Source organism: Bacteroides caecimuris (assembly GCF_001688725.2).
Classification (GTDB): Bacteria; Bacteroidota; Bacteroidia; order Bacteroidales; family Bacteroidaceae; genus Bacteroides; species Bacteroides caecimuris.
Genome location: NZ_CP015401.2, coordinates 3,290,558 through 3,307,246 on the forward strand (window position 1 = coordinate 3,290,558; position 16,689 = coordinate 3,307,246).

Here is a 16,689-nt window from a genome sequence, read left to right on the forward strand (position 1 = left end):
GCCGGTTGGCTTCCACCTTTTTTATACCATTATTTAATAGTCACCATCGTAGCCCCAAACCCATATTCCTGGAAAGAAGCATCCTGATAACGGCAATTACTATATTTCCGTTTCAATTCATCAATGACAGCCTTTCGAAGTACACCATCTCCCTTGCCATGAATAAAGACAATCTTTTGTTCACGCTTATTCTTATAGGCTTCCATCACTTCGCGAAACTTATCCAATTGATAATTCAGTATTTCAGCATTGCCCATCCCTCGAGTATCATCCAGCAAAGAATCAATATGAAGATCTATCTCAATAATTCCGTTCTTTCCGCCATGAGTAGTATGGTTTGGTTTCACAATAGGTTGTGACTTCGGTTTATCTACAGACTTCTTCTGTAACAAAGCTTTTTGAATTTCCTCCGCCGAAACATATACTTGTTTGGCAGGCATATCATCTTTCACAATGTCATAAATCAAAGCCGGTTCTTCAAAGAAATCAGAATCGCTAAATGTATGGAGTTTATAGAACTTCACGGTATCGATCCGTAACTCCACACTAACAGCCGGTTTGATAGCCGCAGGCTTACCGTCCTTGAAAGCGATCAACTGAACAGCCACCCGCTCCATATCATTCAATACATCTTTGGTGAACTCTTCCAACAGCAATTTTGTATTAGGCTCCACCAAACCATGCGAACGGTTCTTCCATGCTTTCCCTTCGGCACTCAAATAAGTGTAATACAAATAATAATTGCTATCATTTACCAGATAAGTTTCAAAAGGAGTAGTCATCATCGCTTTTGCATCTTCGGGTACATAAGCCAAAAATACATTCAAAGTATCTCCTCCACGCACCTCCGGTTTTACCGGTTTAACAGGTTCTTCCGGTTTCGGAGCAGACGAACTGGGTTTACGCCTCATATTATAGTCATCTGTTTCAATCACTACACACTCGCGTATCGGCATCGGAATATCAAACCCATCTGCATCTTCTACCAACACAAAATCCTTTCCCTGGAATCCAGTTACGATTCCACCGCCTACCTCACTAAGAAAGCGTACTTTATCTCCTATTTTCATTATTGTATATCCAATTAAAATTCAAACTCAAAAAAAACGAGTAACAAAGATAGAGATTTCTATGAAATTAAATGGAGATTCGGTTCTAAAAACAAACCGTCTGCCTTTATTCCTCTTTTTATTATAACTTTGCAATATAAATACGAAACAGATGATCTAAAATTCACCATTAACGACGAAAACCGATGAAAGAACTTATTAAAGTCATTGCTTTCGATGCAGACGATACCTTGTGGAGCAATGAACCTTTTTTCCAGGAAATAGAGAAACAATATACAGACCTATTAAAGCCTTATGGCACTTCTGAAGATATTTCAGCCATTTTATTTCAAACAGAAATGAATAATCTGAGATATCTCGGCTATGGCGCCAAAGCCTTCACCATTTCTATGGTAGAGACAGCTTTGCATGTGAGTGGACAAAAGATTTCAGGTACAGACATTCAACATATTATTGAATTAGGCAAGTCATTACTGAAAATGCCTATTGAACTATTGCCGGGAGTAAAAGAAACGCTTAAAGTATTGAAAGAGAAAGGTAAATACAAATTAGTAGTTGCCACTAAAGGAGATTTACTCGATCAGGAGAATAAGCTGGGACGTTCCGGATTAGCCTCTTATTTCGATCACATTGAAGTGATGTCCGATAAAACAGAGAAAGAATATCAACGAATGTTGAATATCTTACAGATTGCTCCTTCTGAATTTGTCATGATTGGCAATTCTCTGAAATCGGACATTCAACCTGTTCTATCGCTGGGAGGATATGGCATACATATTCCTTTTGAAGTGATATGGAAACATGAAGTAGTAGACACATTCACACATGACCATCTGAAACAGGTGAAAAGATTTGATGAGTTGCTGCTTTTGTTTTAAATAAGTTCTGTTCTTTCTTCAGATAAGCTTCAAATCTGAAGAAAGAAATCAGTAAACAATGCCATCTTATTGGATTACAAATCCAACAGTTTCATCAATTCAGCAGCCCGACACGCTTCTATCGAATTACCGACAGAGAGTTTCTCCAAAATATTCTGCCGGTGTCGATTGACTGTATTCACACTAATATAAAGGGCAGCTGCTATTTCTTTACTAGATAGTCCTTTACGTATACAGCGAAGTATTTCCTTTTCGCGTTCGGATAGGATATTGCGATGTTCTTCCGAAAGAAAGAGCGTTTCGACCTCTCCACGTTCCATATGGGTAATAGTGGGATATATCCCCTGCTCCGTTCGTTGATCTGCAGACAAGGTATAAAGACAAAAAATCAACCATACACTTCCGGAAGGAGTATTTTCCATAATCTGCACTAAATTATCAATATACTGATAGACTCCTTTCTCATTCATCATACGTATTCTGCATCTTCCCCGGTACTTCAACCGTTCTTCAGAAGACATCGAAAAGGTCTTCTGAAAAAACTGATACTCCAATAACCGCTTTTCTACCAAGTCTTCAGGATGAATACGCCGATAAATACAATCTTCATCCATAGAATCAATCACACTCAAAGCAGCTTCTTCGGGAGTTAAGCCTAGAAAATGCGCCCAAGGATGAACGGCAATGTAACTTTTCCTATTCGAAAGATCTGAAATAACAGCACATCCACCATTAATCTCCGTCAATGAATGAATAAAGCGTTGATGTTGCTCTACAACTCCATTGTCCAATATTTCATCGGCTATCGGTTGTGTCGCATAAACTTCATCTATTTCCTTTTGTAATACGTCCATCTTATAAAATGGTTATTATTCAGTATTGTTGCACACGGAGGTATGACCTATCTTTGCACCACAAAGATAATCAAATAAGAAATGATCATGAAACATTTAAAAATCAAAATCATGTCAATAGCCTTTATGGCAGTAGCAACTTCTTCTATGGCACAAAGTTTGAATAAAATGAATTGGCTGAACGAGCCTCAACAATGGGAAATAAAAGATGGCAAAACCTTAGTGATGGATGTTCCTGCAAAAACAGACTTTTGGAGAATTTCCCATTATGGGTTCACAGTGGATGACGGACCTTTCTATTATGCGACTTATGGTGGAGAATTTGAGGCCAAAGTAAAGATAACCGGCAACTATGTCACCACCTTTGACCAAATGGGATTAATGCTGCGCATCGACCATGAGAACTGGATAAAAGCAGGTGTGGAATACGTCGACGGCAAACAGAATGTAAGTGCTGTAGTTACACACCGAACCAGTGACTGGAGTGTAGTACAATTACCGGATGCTCCCCGTTCGATATGGATAAAAGCAGTCCGTCGCCTGGATGCAGTAGAAATATTTTTCTCACGTGACGACAAAGAATATATTATGATGCGCACGTGTTGGTTGCAAGATAATTGTCCTGTCATGGTAGGATTAATGGGAGCTTGTCCGGACGGCAAAGGTTTCACTGCTATATTCGAAGATTTTAAAGTGACTCCACTGGCCGATCAAAGAAGACTGGAATGGGCCAAGAAGCAAATGAAGAAATAAAAACATATTATACATCATGTGCTCTATTTCCTTTATAAGCAAATAAAGCACATGATAAATTCCCTACATATTCGAATTTATACAACAACAGAGAATACACTTTCCATATTATCGCCAGAACCGTATATACTTATCTTTCTCACGGTCCAACACACCTTCATCGACACAATCATCCAACCGGAACCATGAATGTTCTATCAATGAGCCTCTCTTTTTAGCAGAGTTATCCCAGTTGCCTATCACTTGTCCTTCATGAAGAACAATCGGATAAAACAGCCCATTATTGGTAAATGCTTTCGAGTAATGCTCTTTAGGCAAAACGTCTGTCCGGTCTTTATAGCCAAGCAAATATTCATCATAAGAAGGAAGAAGATGCAAACTGCCGGTAACTTTTCCACGAGTCCGGCAATCTTCATGAATATACCATGTCTGTCCATTCCATTCTTCTGCCGTCAATTCCGAATCAATCAAGTAAATAGCTTGACGTGCATCTGTAATAGGCAACCCCGACCACCAGACAAAATCTTGCAAAACAGCAGGAGCATGACTACGAAAATAGCTTCTAGCCAAACGAGCCAAAGATTCATCTTTGGTCAATTCCGGCATCGGCGGAACACGCTCTTCCAAAAGCGCATACGTACATTTACTTCCTTTATCTTCCCCACTACATACAATCCCCACCTGCTCCGCACGAACCATAAAACGGGTCATACGATGATTATCCGCTACAATCCCCGAACGGTTAAAATACTCGGCAATCTCCTGCCTCGTCAGGCTTTTCTTCCCACAAAGAATTTTCTCCAACAGATTATGACTTTTCGTATAGAGTTCTTCAGAAATTTCCAAGTCATGCCCTTTCGCATAAGACTCATTAGCAGATATAATGCGCCCAGCGGAAAGTTTCAACATCCACCGGATATCTTCTGCTGCTACAAGATGCCATGTCGGACGCATTACATGAGTCCGCAGGATTTCACCGTCACGCAGTGCTTTTTCCACAGTTTGAATCGTCGCCGACTTCAAACGCATCCCCACTGCCCATTTCACCATGGAATAATTCTGTGCCTGCATAGCTCCCATCCAGGACACAAGTTCCTTGGGTTGAGAGAAAAGAGGACTTAATAACTGTTGGTTGAGTAAACGTATATTCGGTATTTTCATTTTAATTTATTGCTATTTTATCAATATAAAACAATAAGGCACACAACGATTTTAGTTTCGTGAGCTTATTATTAGTATATTGCAAATATAAAATTTCTTTCCATACAAATCATTGTTAATGATAAAAAGAATAAATAAGAAGATACAGATATTGACTCAACTCCCTAGTCAAGAGTCAAAGCTAGTTGGAAGTCTCCGAATAAATCTCTACTTTTGTACTCCATAACAAAAGAATAGATCAAGAAATGATGCTCTATAAACTCATCCCTCCTTCAGTAGTAACAGCAACTATCCAGTTGCCGGCTTCTAAAAGTATCAGTAATCGTGCATTAATCATCAATGCGCTGGGCAAAGGTATTTATCCTCCTGAAAACCTGTCCGATTGTGACGATACACAGGTGATGATAAAAGCTCTCACCGAAGGGAAAGAGACGATTGACATTATGGCTGCGGGCACTGCTATGCGTTTCCTTACCGCCTATTTAAGTGTGACTCCGGGGGAACGGACAATCACAGGAACAGCCCGTATGCAGCAACGCCCGATACAGATATTAGTCAATGCGCTTCGTGAGTTAGGAGCTGAAATAGAGTATACCCGCAATGAAGGATACCCTCCCCTCCGCATCAAAGGTGCAGAATTGAAAGGAAACGAAATAACACTGAAAGGAAATGTCAGTTCCCAATATATATCTGCTCTATTGATGATAGGTCCGGCACTCAAAGACGGTTTGACTTTGCATTTAAGCGGTGAGATAATTTCCCGTCCTTATATCAATCTTACATTGCAACTGATGCAGGACTTTGGAGCCAAAGCCGCATGGACTTCTCCCAATAGCATTTCCGTTGCCCCACAGCCCTATCAGAGTATTCCTTTCAAAATAGAAAGTGACTGGAGCGCAGCTTCCTATTGGTATCAGATTGCCGCCTTATCTCCCAAAGCAGAAATTGAATTATTGGGGTTGTTTCATAACAGTTATCAGGGAGATAGCCGGGGAGCAGAAGTTTTCTCACGCTTAGGTATAACTACCGAATTTACATCACAAGGTGTGAAACTGAAAAAAACAGGCAAAGCGCCGGAAAGACTGGAAGAAGACTTTGTCGACATTCCGGATTTGGCACAGACATTCGTTGTTACCTGTGCCTTGCTGAATATCCCTTTCCGCTTCACCGGATTACAAAGCCTGAAAATAAAAGAGACTGACCGTATTGCCGCCCTGCGAGCCGAACTTAAAAAGCTGGGATATGTGATCGAGGAAGAAAATGACAGTATATTAATGTGGAACGGCGAACGATGTGAACCGGAAGAAACTCCGGTGATTGAAACCTACGAAGACCATCGGATGGCAATGGCATTTGCACCGGCAATTATCCGCCATCCCAATTTACTCATTGCCGACCCGCAAGTCGTTACCAAATCATATCCCGGATACTGGGAAGATTTGAAACAGGCTGGATTTCAGGTTATAAACGAAGGCTAATTTTCATACGCTTTGGAAGATTTCAACAAATACACTTCCCACATCAACTACTCCCCTATTGTAGATTTTGTATTACAACAGGGGAAGCAGACCTATTATAAGAAAGGAGACTACTTTTCCCGCCAAGGAGAAGTATGCAAAACAATGGGGTTCGTCAGTTCCGGTTCTTTCCGGTACTGTTGCACCAACAGTGTAGGCGAAAACAGCATTGTAGGCTATACTTTCGATCATTCTTTTGTTGGCAACTATCCGGCTTTTCAGTTACAGAACCAATCAAATGTAGATATACAAGCCTTGTGTGACTGTTCGGTATACGTAATCAATTACCAGCAAATGGCAGACTTCTACGATACCAACGACGCTCACCAAAAATTGGGGCGTCGCATTGCAGAAACTTTGCTGTGGGAAGTCTACGACCGGATGATTTCGATGTACAGCCTGACACCGGAAGAACGCTATCTTGAAATTATCAACCGTTGTCCCGACTTACTGAAACTGATAACTTTAAAAGAACTAGCTTCCTATCTTCTGATTCGTCCCGAAACATTAAGTCGTATCCGAAGAAAAGTCGTACAAAAATAAATTCTTGATTTCAATCAAGAGTTTATTTATTCCCTACCCTTACTTTTGCGGGCAAACAAAGTATACGGTATTTCATGAAAAAAATTATAATTATAGGTGCAACTTCCGGCATCGGTCGTGGATTGGCAGAAGTCTATTCTCAAGAAGATTATCTTATCGGCATTACCGGTCGCAGAGAAAATCTATTAGAAGAGGTATGCGCCCAGGACAAAAACAAACTATTCTATCAAGTGTGCGACATCACCGATACACAAGCTACCATTTCATCCCTCGAAACTCTCACTCAAAAGATGGGTGGAATGGATATATTGATTATCTGTGCCGGGACCGGAGAACTAAATCCCGAACTCTCCTACCAATTGGAAGAACCTACCTTACTAACGAACGTGATAGGATTTACCAACATCGCAGACTGGGGTTTCCGATATTTCGAACAGCAAAAAAGCGGGCATCTGGTTACCATTTCCTCTGTTGGAGGTACGCGCGGCAGTGGCATCGCTCCTGCCTACAACGCGTCGAAAGCCTATCAAATCAACTATATGGAAGGACTACGACAAAAAGCAACTAAATCTCCTTATTCTATTTACACTACCGATATTCGTCCCGGATTTGTAGACACCGCTATGGCAAAAGGAGAAGGATTGTTCTGGGTTACTCCCGTTGAGAAAGCCGTGAAACAAATTAAAAAGGCTATTTCTAAAAAGAAAAAAGTAGCTTTCATTTCCAAAAGATGGAGATATGTAACTATCCTGTTTCGTCTGTTGCCATCTGCTATTTATTGCCGGATGTAAAACTCTTCTCATTTGCCATCTTCCACATATTGAGAAAAGAGGCTTTGGTGATTTCTACAACCTTATCCCAATTCAGCTGGTCTGCATGATCGGAAGGCTGGTGATAATCAGGATGCCCGTCTGTATGATACCAGATGATCGGAATACCTACTTTGGCAAACGAACCGTTATCACTTCCTCCTATCGGATTTTCCCAAGCACGGTAATCCGGTTCCAATTGCAAACCGTATTTTCTGATATCCTCTTTCAACCAATCCTCAAAGACCGGATGGGCGGCTGTGTAGAAATAAACGACCTGTTTGGGCTGTTGAGGTTTGTTGTTACGGCCAATCATGTCAAAGTTCAGATAGCCTTTGATTTGAGACAGGAAAGGACAAGTTTGTACAAAATATTTAGAGCCAAGCAGTCCTTTTTCTTCTCCATCCCAAAAAGCAAAAATTACATTTCTTTCGGGTTGCTGCCCACTGGCTAAAAAGGCTCTTGCTATTTGCAACACTGCCGATACACCGGAAGCATTATCGTCAGCCCCATTGTATATTTGGTCGCCATCGAGTGCAGGATCAATACCTAAATGGTCGAAGTGAGCCCCCACAATCACATATTCTTTGGTGTTTTTGCCGGGAATCATACCCAACACATTCCTCATGGAAAGCTTTTGGTGAACTTCCTGTTTCAGTTTAGCTATAGAATCTGGATGCACTTCCAGACGTCCTTTTTTCTGACGTTCTTTACGGTAAGCATCAAAAGGCTGGAAATAGCTGTCAGCCAAAGGTGATACTCCCATCCATTGCAACAAAGAAACAATATATTCCGAAGTCACACGCGAACCGTGAAACCCAGCCTCACGCCCTTGCAATTCATCACTAGCCAAAAAATTGATAGTAGCCTCGGCAGAGAAACGGTTGATACTCTGCAACCCTTTTTCTACGTTAGTTTGGGCCGATAACAACAATGGAAAATTACACAAGAGAGAAAGAAGCAAGATATTTTTCTTCATGATGTATATAAGATAAAAAAAACAATCGCCTATACTTTACTTATTTTCAATTATCCAGTTTTTATCATTCAAGATATTTCTATTACAATCATCTGCTCCCGGATTATCATTAAAAGAAATCCGATATTGGCGGGGAGGAGTCGGATAATAAATAGCAGGTTCCGGCACTTGCCCCAAGGAATCAAACAGGGTATTCAAAGCATCCTCATCCAACTGATTCGAGTGACAATAAAGATGTCCCAACAGACTTCCTTGCGGTACCATTAAACGAGTTAGCTGATTATGTTCACAACGCAATTCACTGATATTAGGATGATCGGATAGATCAAGTTCGGTCAATTTATTGTATGAACAACTTAATTCCCTTAAAGAAGGGCAACATTTCAATATATCAGTAATTGATTGGAAAGCACACCCTTGTATCAATATCGCAGAAATTGAAGTATTCTCGTTCAATTCCAAATGGGACAATACTTCATTAGAACTCAAATCAATATCGCGCAATGCCGGCAAGTTTTTAAGGGAAAGGGAAGAAAAACCATTATAAAAACAATATAAACTTCTCACTTCCGGATGATTGCCAAACTCTATTGAAGCCAATTTGGGATTAGAATAAACGTGTATAGACTGCAATCGGAAACAATCCTCAATCTCCAAATGCTCCAAATCAGCGAAACTACCGATATTAATACTTTCCACATTAGGACAGAAGGTATTCAAGTCCAATTCGCGAGTATCAGAAATGCTATTCAAAGCTAGAGATTTCATTCGCGGCATATTTCCCAAATAAAGATTACTCAAAGGAAGAAGCAAACCACTTATATCGATAAGTTGCAGCTCTTCAGCCCAAATCCTCACTTCATATACTCCTTTATTTCCATATTTATATCTCACTCCGCCATTCATTGAAGAAGGATCTTCTATTTTCTGTATACGACCGTTTCCCCAATCTATCACCATTCGTCCCCCACTTGCTACGATGTCCAACTGCCGCCAGTCTCCTACAACATTTACTGTAAAGCGAATCGTGTTTTCATCTGTCAATGCCGGAAAATCAAAATCATCTCCAAACACTCTGTTATCAGTATCTTTACAGGCAGCAAGAGTAGTGAATAAGATAACCACCCACATACTCCGAACGAATACACTCTGTCTTTTCATCTTGTATTTAAGTTGGTAACATACAAAAGTACGAAAGAAATAGATAGCATACAAAATTTATAAGTAACTTTGCACAGAATTGATTGGTAACTGTTATATTATCATGTGGATACTTATTATAAGTCTGGTGTTGCTGGGTGTCATTGCACTGATAGCCGGGATCATCCGCAACAAAAGACTGCAAAAGAAAATAGAAAAAGGCGAACTGGACCGTATGCCGGAAGTGAAGGAAGTAGATGCGGAATGCTGCGGACAACACGAAGTATGCGAACGGGATAGCCTGCTGGCAGCTGTCAGCAAAAAGATAGAATACTACGATGACGAAGAACTGGACCAGTTCATTGGCAGGACAGGAGATGCGTATACAGAAGAAGAGACAGAAATGTTTCGGGATGTATTGTATACGACACTGGATGTAGAAGTGGCGGGATGGGTACGTAGCCTTCAGCTCCGTGGCATTGAATTACCGGATGATCTCAAAGATGAGGTCTTTCTGATTATCGGAGAAAGAAGAACATGAATCTACTACAATATACATTCTTTCAACATGCCCTGCTGGGAAGTCTGTTGGCGAGCATCGCCTGTGGGATTATCGGTACATACATCGTAACCCGCCGCCTAGTATTTATCAGCGGAGGAATCACTCATGCTTCTTTCGGAGGAATCGGATTAGGATTGTTTGCCGGAATTTCCCCGATACTCTCGGCAGCCGTATTTTCGGTATTATCTGCTTTTGGTGTCGAGTGGCTTAGCAGGAGGAAAGATATGCGCGAAGATTCTGCCATTGCAGTATTTTGGACGTTAGGGATGGCACTCGGAATTATGTTCAGCTTCCTGTCACCGGGATTTGCGCCCGACCTGTCGGCTTACCTCTTCGGCAATATCCTGACCATCAATCCAATCGACTTATGGATGCTCGGTATATTGGCACTGATACTGACCGGATTCTTTTATTTGTTTATCCGCCCTATCGTATATATTGCCTTTGACCGTGAGTTTGCACGTTCGCAAAAGATTCCGGTAGAGATATTCGAATATGTGTTGATGATGTTCATTGCGCTGACCATTGTAGCCTGCCTGCGTATGGTAGGCATCGTACTCGCCATTTCTCTTCTCACCATTCCACAGATGACAGCCAACTTGTTCACTTATAGTTTCAAGAAGATTATCTGGTTATCAATCGGCATCGGTTTCTTGGGCTGCCTGGGTGGATTATTTATTTCTTATCACTGGAAAGTTCCTTCGGGAGCTTCCATCATATTCTTCTCTATCCTGATTTACGCCGTTTGTAAAATCGGAAAGAGTTGTTGCAGGAAAAAGTCATAATAATAGATAGTATATGGAAATCAAAATTCAATCACTGGAAAGTATCCATGAAGCAGCCCGTGAATTTATCGCTGCTATGGGCGACAACACTGTATTTGCTTTATACGGAAAGATGGGTGCCGGCAAAACGACATTTGTCAAAGCGCTTTGCGAAGAATTGGGCGTAACGGATGTTATCACTTCTCCTACTTTTGCTATTGTCAACGAATATCGTTCGGACGAAACCGGAGAATTAATCTATCACTTCGATTTTTACCGTATCAAGAAACTAAGCGAAGTGTATGACATGGGGTACGAAGATTATTTCTACAGTGGCGCTCTCTGCTTTATCGAATGGCCGGAACTTATAGAAGAATTACTTCCGGGAAATGCCGTAAAAGTAACGATTGAAGAACTGGAAGACGGAAATAGAGTAATCAGACTATGACCGGACAATATATCGTACAAGGAATCTTTGCGCTAGCAGGAATCGTCTCCCTGCTGGCGTCATTGTTGAACTGGAACTGGTTCTTTACAACGCGCAACGCACAAACCATTGTCCGGAATGTAGGACGCAACCGGGCACGACTCTTCTATGGAATACTGGGAATTATCATCATTGGAATGGCTATATTCTTCTTTGTGGAAACACGGAAAGCCATAGAAGGATAATATGTTTTTAAGAGAATCCTTTTGTTTTCTTCCCTTTTTTTACTATTTTTGTATGAAAGGAGGATAGAAAAGTGAAAACTACCAATGAATATCTTACAAAAATTCGCCAATTCAAACAGCAGTTTGCCGAGAAATATGGAATTATTTCTATCGGTATCTTTGGTTCTGTTGCCCGTGGAGAGCAACATGAAGAGAGCGATTTGGATGTTTTTGTTGAACTAAAAGATCCGGACCCTTTTATTATGTTTGATATCAAAGAAGAACTGGAACGTATATGTAACTGCAAAATAGACCTCCTTCGTTTGCGTAAAAACCTCCGTTCACTTATTTCCCAAAGAATAGCAAGAGATGGAATATACGCTTAAAGAAGAAATCCAAGACAAGTTTCTCCAAATATCAGAATCAATATCTATCATTGAAGAAAGGTGTAAGAACATTCAGAATGTAGATGATTTTTTGTTATCACCTTGGGGAATGACCATCTTGGACGCATGCATCATGCGAATCCAAGTGATAGGAGAAACAATTAAAGCTGTTGACGACAAAACACAAAAGAACTTTCTTAAAGATTATCCCCAAATCCCATGGGCAAAGGTTATTGGATTAAGAAATATCATTTCTCATGAATATGCCAACATTGACTACGAGATTATCTGGGTAGTCATACAAAAACATCTTCCTCCTTTAAAAGAGACAGTTGAACAAATTATAAAAGACTTATCATAACAGTTGTCGTGACTTCATCTCCAGATACTTATTAATCACATCAATCGAAAGATTCTCCGGTGTAGTTAATAAAGAATAGATTCCATGTTGTTTCAAAGTAGATACAATCAGCCGCTTCTCATAAGCGAACTTTTCTGCAATCACGTGCCGATAATACCCTTCCGTATCTTTTGCCGGTTGAGCGATATATTCCTTCAAATCGGCATCTTCAAAAAAGACTACGAGCAAACGGTGTTGGCGGTTTAGTTGTTTCAGGTAAGATAATTGACGGTTCATTCCTCCTATACTCGAAAAGTTAGTATATAGTACCAGCAAGCTACGTTTACTGACATGTTTGTTCAAATGAACGCAAAGAGCCGAGAAGTCTGTCTCCCCAAAAGTGGTCTGCTGGCTATAAAGACTTTCCAGCAATGTCTGCATATATCCCGATTGCTTCGAAGCAGGCACAAAAGTATCAAAGTGTTCATCGAAAGTCACTAATCCGGCTTTATCTTCTTTCCGCATGGTAACATACGAAAGCACCAGCGAAGCATTAATTGCATAATCCAGCAAAGTCATTCCACCGAAAGCTTGCTGCATCACTCTACCTTTATCGATCACATTATAAATCTGCTGCGAGCGTTCGTCCTGGTACACATTCACCATAAGTTCATGCCGACGGGCACTTGCTTTCCAGTTAATCGTACGATAATCATCCCCCTTTACATACTCTTTAATCTGCTCAAACTCCGTATGATGCCCAACCCGGCGAATACGTTTTATTCCCAGTTCTGTCAGATTATCACTTATTGCCAGCAATTCATATTGATGGAGCATCAGATATGACGGGTACACTTTGATGTCCAAAGGTTCTGCACAAGTATAGCGCCGAGACACCAAACCAATTTTTCCGGTCACAAAAACTCTGATATGCCCGAAAGAATAAACACCACGATGAGTAGGTCGAAGACGATAAGTAACTGTTTTTCCCTCGTTTGCTCCAAGCTTCACCTGAAAGTCGACATCACGTTTCTGAAAGATAAAAGGTATCTCATCTATGATTTCTAAAGATACAGGATGCGGATAACTACTTTCTACCCGAATACTTACTTCATTTTCGTCGCCATTAGAGAAACGGTCGGCACACTGGCGGAAAGCACGGATTCCACGAATACGATAAAGAGAATATACGTCTGCCAGTACCACCAAAAGCAAGACAAAGAGTGACCACTGCCCGATAACAAAGAACGGAGCAAAAACATATCCGCTACCCAACAACAGGATAACCAGGACAAGGGCAATATAAAAACGACGAGCTAGAAACAAATGATTTATGATTTATAATTTCTTGGGTTTACGATTTCTTTGGACTTATCTTTTCATTTTGGTACTTCCACTTTATCAATTAAGCGTTGCGTCACTTTCACTGGAGAATAGCCTTCCATTTCAGCTTCCGCAGTCAGGATCAGACGGTGCTGAAGTACATAAGGAGCTACAAACTTGATATCTTCCGGTGTCACAAAATCACGTCCCTGCAAAAGAGCATACGCTTTCGACGATTGCAGCATGGCTACAGATGCACGTGGAGAAGCTCCCAAATATACAGCTTTGCTGGTACGAGTCTGCTGTACAATCAATGCGATATATTGGAGCAACGTGCGGTCTACAAATACCTGATTCATGAAAGCACGGAGCGACAGCAGTTCTTCTTTGGTAATAGCAGGAACGATGTCGTCCAACTTCACCAATGCGGCATTGGTATGATGACGTTCCAGGATATTCACTTCCTCTTCCAATGAAGGATAATCCATCGTTATCTTCATCAGGAAACGGTCGAGCTGTGCTTCGGGAAGTTTGTATGTTCCCTCCTGCTCTACCGGATTCTGGGTAGCCAAAATCGTATAAAGATTTCCCATCCGGTGAGTCGTTCCATCAATACTGATCTGGCGCTCTTCCATTACCTCAAACAAGGCAGCCTGTGTCTTGGCAGGAGCACGGTTGATTTCATCGACCAATACAATATCCGCAAAAATCGGTCCCTGATGAAAATCAAAACCATTGGTTTTCATATTAAACACAGTCGTACCTAATACGTCACTCGGCATTAAGTCCGGAGTGAACTGGACACGACTGAAGTCTGCATCAATCAGCCGAGCTGTCAAACGTGCCAACAGTGTCTTCGCAACTCCCGGAACACCTTCTATCAATACGTGTCCATTCGCCAAAATCGCTGTCAGTACCAAATCCACTGTCTGCTCCTGTCCTACTATGACGGAAGCAATCCGGTCTTTCAACTCTTGTATCTTCTCGGAAAAGAGAGTTAAATCTACTCGCTGTTCTGTATTCTCTTCCATAAATTTCTTCTTTAGATATGATGGATTATTTCATTCATTTTATCGATATATACCTTCATCTGCTCCGCATCAATAACACGTCCTCCGTAAATCACGGGTCTGACTTCGCAGATAAATTTAGCAATCTCTTCGGCATCCATTCCGGTTTTCCGGGCAATCCGGTGGAAAGAGCGTTCATCGTCGGCCACTTCCTCAATATCCACCTGAATCTCTCTCCGCAGTTCTTCGGCCAAATAGGAAAACTTCTTGCGAACTAAATCCGCATGGTCTTTCTTCTGAAAGTAAAGCGTTCCTATCAGTTCGGTAAATTCAAGAGATTTATTCGCCGGCTCGTGCATAACAGGGATCACCCGTTGCCGCCTCTTCGCTGTGAATATCATAAAGAGTATGATGGTAATTATCGTCAGATACAAAGCCCAACGAAGCGGTTCATGTGCCAGAAAATAACGGAAAGGTGATTGCTGCACCTGCGCCGTTTCTTTCATGTACCCCTCCGTGCGAACGATAGGAAGCTTTCCCATCTGCGACAACAAACGGAAGATATAGGTTGCATTCTTGCCATCCAACATTCCGTAATTGGTAAAAATCAAAGGAGTGGAAACTAAAATAACTTCTCCTTTCTCCCACCGACGGGACATCGCTACAGGCATATAAACAAGACTATCCGTTGTCAACGAATCCACTTCTGTTTCATACCGGAACTCATTCGACTCAAAAACTCTTTGTGCCAACACCCTTTGTGCCAACACCCTTTCCGGGAGTGAATCTCCCCAAAAATAAGAGGAACACAACTGGGGATAAAAATAGAAAGTCTGACGAGGATAAACCGTCGAATCTCCTATCCAATGCAAGCTATCCTTTTTCAAAAATGAAGTTGCATATTTCTTCAAAGCCATCGGACTGAAGTAAGAACAGTAAGACCTGAACCGCAAAGTATCTTCCAAATATCTGCCGAACAAGGTACTCACCAACATGATCTTATCTCCGCGTTCCGCCATTTTCAACAGAGCGTTTACATCGACGTCCGACAATCGCAAATTATCAGAGATAACCAATATACCTCTGCGCTGCGTCGTATCTTCCTGTTCCAATTGATAGAGGCTTTTCCTCGAAAAAGTGTAGCCCTGTGGCAAAGAAGAAGACAATACGCTATCGAATACTGCACATCCGAAAGGTTGCTCGTCATAATGACTGAAAGTGGGCTTCCACACAAAATTCTTCGGCAAATGATATTCTATTGCAAACATGATGGATAGAAAAGCGACAATAAAGACAATGAACCAGCGACTTCCTTTCATAAGACGCCTCCTTTCCCTATTTCTTCCTGCAAGATCTGCATTGCCCGGAAGAGTTCTTCCGTCGCCTCAAAGTTGCCATAACGTACCCTCAGGAAATGATTGGTCAGTTGCCTGAAAGCCGGTAGCCGGACTTCATTGATATACTGGGTAGGCGTTTTATAAAGTTGCCAGTCAATACGTTCAGCATCACTAAGTTGTTTCAAAGTTTGCAGATAAAGCAGACGTATTGCTTCCCGGTAATTCTGACGGGAAAGCGCTTCCGCAATCCCTCCCGGAAAATCCACACCGTAAATGGTGTCCTCTTCAACTGTATAAGGCAACGCATTTTTATGCGAGGTCATAAACAATTCCGGGCGTTTCCGGTAGACAAACCAAACAATCAGCAACAAAAGAAGAATGGCAATACATACCAGGATAAGCCCTGAATACTCTTCAGCAAAATGACTGCCGAATATTTTGCGCAACAACTCCCCAAACTGCCGACTGATCCACTCAAAGACATTCATCTCCGGAGTAATCAGTTCACGGTTATAGTTGTATGCCGAATCAGACTGCCAGAGGGCAATCTGCACCGTATCACAGACTAGTGTATCAGCCGGGGAAGTGAGATTCATCTAGTGGAGGTTCGTT

20 protein-coding genes are annotated in these 16,689 nt (G+C 41.4%); 11 read left to right on the plus strand and 9 right to left on the minus strand.

The annotated features are described in order from the left end of the window. Nucleotides 1–29: 29 nt before the first annotated feature. Nucleotides 30–1,070 carry a DUF2027 domain-containing protein gene (locus A4V03_RS14290; RefSeq protein WP_065539392.1) on the minus strand — a complete coding sequence of 347 codons (1,041 nt, stop codon included), beginning with the start codon at nucleotides 1,068–1,070 and terminating at the stop codon, nucleotides 30–32. Nucleotides 1,071–1,255: 185 nt separating this feature from the next. Between A4V03_RS14290 and A4V03_RS14300 the strand changes: the two genes are divergently transcribed. After that, nucleotides 1,256–1,948 carry an HAD family hydrolase gene (locus A4V03_RS14300; protein WP_065539393.1) on the plus strand — a complete coding sequence of 231 codons (693 nt, stop codon included), beginning with the start codon at nucleotides 1,256–1,258 and terminating at the stop codon, nucleotides 1,946–1,948. Nucleotides 1,949–2,022: 74 nt separating this feature from the next. Here A4V03_RS14300 and A4V03_RS14305 read toward each other — a convergent pair whose 3' ends face one another. Next, nucleotides 2,023–2,802 (minus strand): response regulator transcription factor, encoded by a 780-nt coding sequence (locus A4V03_RS14305; RefSeq protein ID WP_065539394.1) that lies wholly within the window; start codon nucleotides 2,800–2,802, stop codon nucleotides 2,023–2,025. Nucleotides 2,803–2,883: 81 nt separating this feature from the next. Between A4V03_RS14305 and A4V03_RS14310 the strand changes: the two genes are divergently transcribed. Beyond that, on the plus strand, nucleotides 2,884–3,555 hold the full coding sequence (locus tag A4V03_RS14310) for a DUF1349 domain-containing protein (RefSeq protein WP_236588626.1): 672 nt from the start codon (nucleotides 2,884–2,886) through the stop codon (nucleotides 3,553–3,555). 108 nt (nucleotides 3,556–3,663) lie between these two features. Here the strand turns inward: A4V03_RS14310 and A4V03_RS14315 are convergent, their stop codons facing one another. Next, the gene (locus A4V03_RS14315) at nucleotides 3,664–4,716 is read right to left on the minus strand and encodes a winged helix DNA-binding domain-containing protein (RefSeq protein ID WP_065539395.1); all 1,053 of its coding nucleotides are present in this window, start codon (nucleotides 4,714–4,716) and stop codon (nucleotides 3,664–3,666) included. 248 nt (nucleotides 4,717–4,964) lie between these two features. Between A4V03_RS14315 and aroA the strand changes: the two genes are divergently transcribed. The 3 genes from aroA (at nucleotide 4,965) to A4V03_RS14330 (ending at nucleotide 7,567) form a co-directional block, all read left to right on the plus strand. After that, on the plus strand, nucleotides 4,965–6,194 hold the full coding sequence (gene aroA, locus A4V03_RS14320; protein ID WP_065540439.1) for a 3-phosphoshikimate 1-carboxyvinyltransferase: 1,230 nt from the start codon (nucleotides 4,965–4,967) through the stop codon (nucleotides 6,192–6,194). 12 nt (nucleotides 6,195–6,206) lie between these two features. Further along, nucleotides 6,207–6,776 (plus strand): Crp/Fnr family transcriptional regulator, encoded by a 570-nt coding sequence (locus A4V03_RS14325; protein ID WP_065539396.1) that lies wholly within the window; start codon nucleotides 6,207–6,209, stop codon nucleotides 6,774–6,776. A 74-nt stretch (nucleotides 6,777–6,850) separates the two neighbouring features. Continuing rightward, nucleotides 6,851–7,567 carry an SDR family NAD(P)-dependent oxidoreductase gene (locus A4V03_RS14330; protein ID WP_065539397.1) on the plus strand — a complete coding sequence of 239 codons (717 nt, stop codon included), beginning with the start codon at nucleotides 6,851–6,853 and terminating at the stop codon, nucleotides 7,565–7,567. Here A4V03_RS14330 and A4V03_RS14335 read toward each other — a convergent pair. After that, nucleotides 7,548–8,564 carry a M28 family metallopeptidase gene (locus A4V03_RS14335; protein ID WP_065539398.1) on the minus strand — a complete coding sequence of 339 codons (1,017 nt, stop codon included), beginning with the start codon at nucleotides 8,562–8,564 and terminating at the stop codon, nucleotides 7,548–7,550. The two genes, A4V03_RS14330 and A4V03_RS14335, sit on opposite strands and share 20 nt — an antisense overlap. A gap of 36 nt (nucleotides 8,565–8,600) precedes the next feature. Then, entirely contained in the window at nucleotides 8,601–9,725 is a 1,125-nt protein-coding gene (locus A4V03_RS14340) for a leucine-rich repeat domain-containing protein (RefSeq protein ID WP_065539399.1), read from the minus strand. Nucleotides 9,726–9,828: 103 nt separating this feature from the next. On the opposite strand from A4V03_RS14340, the gene A4V03_RS14345 reads away from it, so the two are divergent. From A4V03_RS14345 to A4V03_RS14370, 6 genes are all read left to right on the plus strand, one after another. Beyond that, a complete protein-coding gene (locus tag A4V03_RS14345; RefSeq protein ID WP_065539400.1) occupies nucleotides 9,829–10,245 on the plus strand; it encodes a phospholipase in 417 nt (138 codons plus the stop codon). Further along, nucleotides 10,242–11,051, plus strand: a complete 810-nt coding sequence (locus tag A4V03_RS14350; RefSeq protein ID WP_065539401.1) for a metal ABC transporter permease — start codon at nucleotides 10,242–10,244, stop codon at nucleotides 11,049–11,051. Before A4V03_RS14345 ends, A4V03_RS14350 begins: the two co-directional genes overlap by 4 nt. Nucleotides 11,052–11,064: 13 nt before the next feature. Next, the gene (gene tsaE, locus A4V03_RS14355; RefSeq protein ID WP_065539402.1) at nucleotides 11,065–11,478 is read left to right on the plus strand and encodes a tRNA (adenosine(37)-N6)-threonylcarbamoyltransferase complex ATPase subunit type 1 TsaE; all 414 of its coding nucleotides are present in this window, start codon (nucleotides 11,065–11,067) and stop codon (nucleotides 11,476–11,478) included. Then, complete coding sequence (locus A4V03_RS14360) at nucleotides 11,475–11,702, plus strand: immunity 17 family protein (RefSeq protein ID WP_065539403.1); 228 nt, start codon at nucleotides 11,475–11,477, stop codon at nucleotides 11,700–11,702. Before tsaE ends, A4V03_RS14360 begins: the two co-directional genes overlap by 4 nt. 71 nt (nucleotides 11,703–11,773) lie before the next feature. Further along, nucleotides 11,774–12,067, plus strand: coding sequence for a nucleotidyltransferase family protein (locus A4V03_RS14365; RefSeq protein ID WP_004299263.1), 294 nt, complete (start codon nucleotides 11,774–11,776; stop codon nucleotides 12,065–12,067). Next, on the plus strand, nucleotides 12,051–12,428 hold the full coding sequence (locus A4V03_RS14370) for a HepT-like ribonuclease domain-containing protein (protein WP_004299262.1): 378 nt from the start codon (nucleotides 12,051–12,053) through the stop codon (nucleotides 12,426–12,428). Before A4V03_RS14365 ends, A4V03_RS14370 begins: the two co-directional genes overlap by 17 nt. Here A4V03_RS14370 and A4V03_RS14375 read toward each other — a convergent pair. From A4V03_RS14375 to A4V03_RS14390, 4 genes are read right to left on the minus strand one after another with little or no spacing between them, the layout of a single operon-like run. Then, nucleotides 12,423–13,733: a DUF58 domain-containing protein gene (locus A4V03_RS14375; protein ID WP_065539404.1), complete on the minus strand. Its 1,311-nt coding sequence runs from the start codon at nucleotides 13,731–13,733 to the stop codon at nucleotides 12,423–12,425. The genes A4V03_RS14370 and A4V03_RS14375 overlap by 6 nt on opposite strands. Nucleotides 13,734–13,786: 53 nt before the next feature. Next, nucleotides 13,787–14,761, minus strand: a complete 975-nt coding sequence (locus tag A4V03_RS14380; RefSeq protein ID WP_065539405.1) for an AAA family ATPase — start codon at nucleotides 14,759–14,761, stop codon at nucleotides 13,787–13,789. A gap of 11 nt (nucleotides 14,762–14,772) precedes the next feature. Continuing rightward, complete coding sequence (locus tag A4V03_RS14385; RefSeq protein ID WP_065539406.1) at nucleotides 14,773–16,059, minus strand: DUF4350 domain-containing protein; 1,287 nt, start codon at nucleotides 16,057–16,059, stop codon at nucleotides 14,773–14,775. Then, a complete protein-coding gene (locus tag A4V03_RS14390) occupies nucleotides 16,056–16,673 on the minus strand; it encodes a DUF4129 domain-containing protein (RefSeq protein WP_065539407.1) in 618 nt (205 codons plus the stop codon). Before A4V03_RS14390 ends, A4V03_RS14385 begins: the two co-directional genes overlap by 4 nt. Nucleotides 16,674–16,689: the final 16 nt, after the last annotated feature.

Coding starts and splice junctions, on each gene's coding strand:
- A4V03_RS14305 (WP_065539394.1), bottom strand. CDS start 2,802: ATGGACGTATTACAAAAGGAAATAGATGAAGTTTATGCGACACAACCG.
- A4V03_RS14390 (WP_065539407.1), bottom strand. CDS start 16,673: ATGAATCTCACTTCCCCGGCTGATACACTAGTCTGTGATACGGTGCAG.
- A4V03_RS14315 (WP_065539395.1), bottom strand. CDS start 4,716: ATGAAAATACCGAATATACGTTTACTCAACCAACAGTTATTAAGTCCT.
- A4V03_RS14335 (WP_065539398.1), bottom strand. CDS start 8,564: ATGAAGAAAAATATCTTGCTTCTTTCTCTCTTGTGTAATTTTCCATTG.
- tsaE (WP_065539402.1), top strand. CDS start 11,065: ATGGAAATCAAAATTCAATCACTGGAAAGTATCCATGAAGCAGCCCGT.
- A4V03_RS14370 (WP_004299262.1), top strand. CDS start 12,051: ATGGAATATACGCTTAAAGAAGAAATCCAAGACAAGTTTCTCCAAATA.
- A4V03_RS14345 (WP_065539400.1), top strand. CDS start 9,829: ATGTGGATACTTATTATAAGTCTGGTGTTGCTGGGTGTCATTGCACTG.
- A4V03_RS14360 (WP_065539403.1), top strand. CDS start 11,475: ATGACCGGACAATATATCGTACAAGGAATCTTTGCGCTAGCAGGAATC.
- A4V03_RS14380 (WP_065539405.1), bottom strand. CDS start 14,761: ATGGAAGAGAATACAGAACAGCGAGTAGATTTAACTCTCTTTTCCGAG.
- A4V03_RS14385 (WP_065539406.1), bottom strand. CDS start 16,059: ATGAAAGGAAGTCGCTGGTTCATTGTCTTTATTGTCGCTTTTCTATCC.
- aroA (WP_065540439.1), top strand. CDS start 4,965: ATGCTCTATAAACTCATCCCTCCTTCAGTAGTAACAGCAACTATCCAG.
- A4V03_RS14310 (WP_236588626.1), top strand. CDS start 2,884: ATGATCATGAAACATTTAAAAATCAAAATCATGTCAATAGCCTTTATG.
- A4V03_RS14350 (WP_065539401.1), top strand. CDS start 10,242: ATGAATCTACTACAATATACATTCTTTCAACATGCCCTGCTGGGAAGT.
- A4V03_RS14340 (WP_065539399.1), bottom strand. CDS start 9,725: ATGAAAAGACAGAGTGTATTCGTTCGGAGTATGTGGGTGGTTATCTTA.
- A4V03_RS14300 (WP_065539393.1), top strand. CDS start 1,256: ATGAAAGAACTTATTAAAGTCATTGCTTTCGATGCAGACGATACCTTG.
- A4V03_RS14290 (WP_065539392.1), bottom strand. CDS start 1,070: ATGAAAATAGGAGATAAAGTACGCTTTCTTAGTGAGGTAGGCGGTGGA.
- A4V03_RS14330 (WP_065539397.1), top strand. CDS start 6,851: ATGAAAAAAATTATAATTATAGGTGCAACTTCCGGCATCGGTCGTGGA.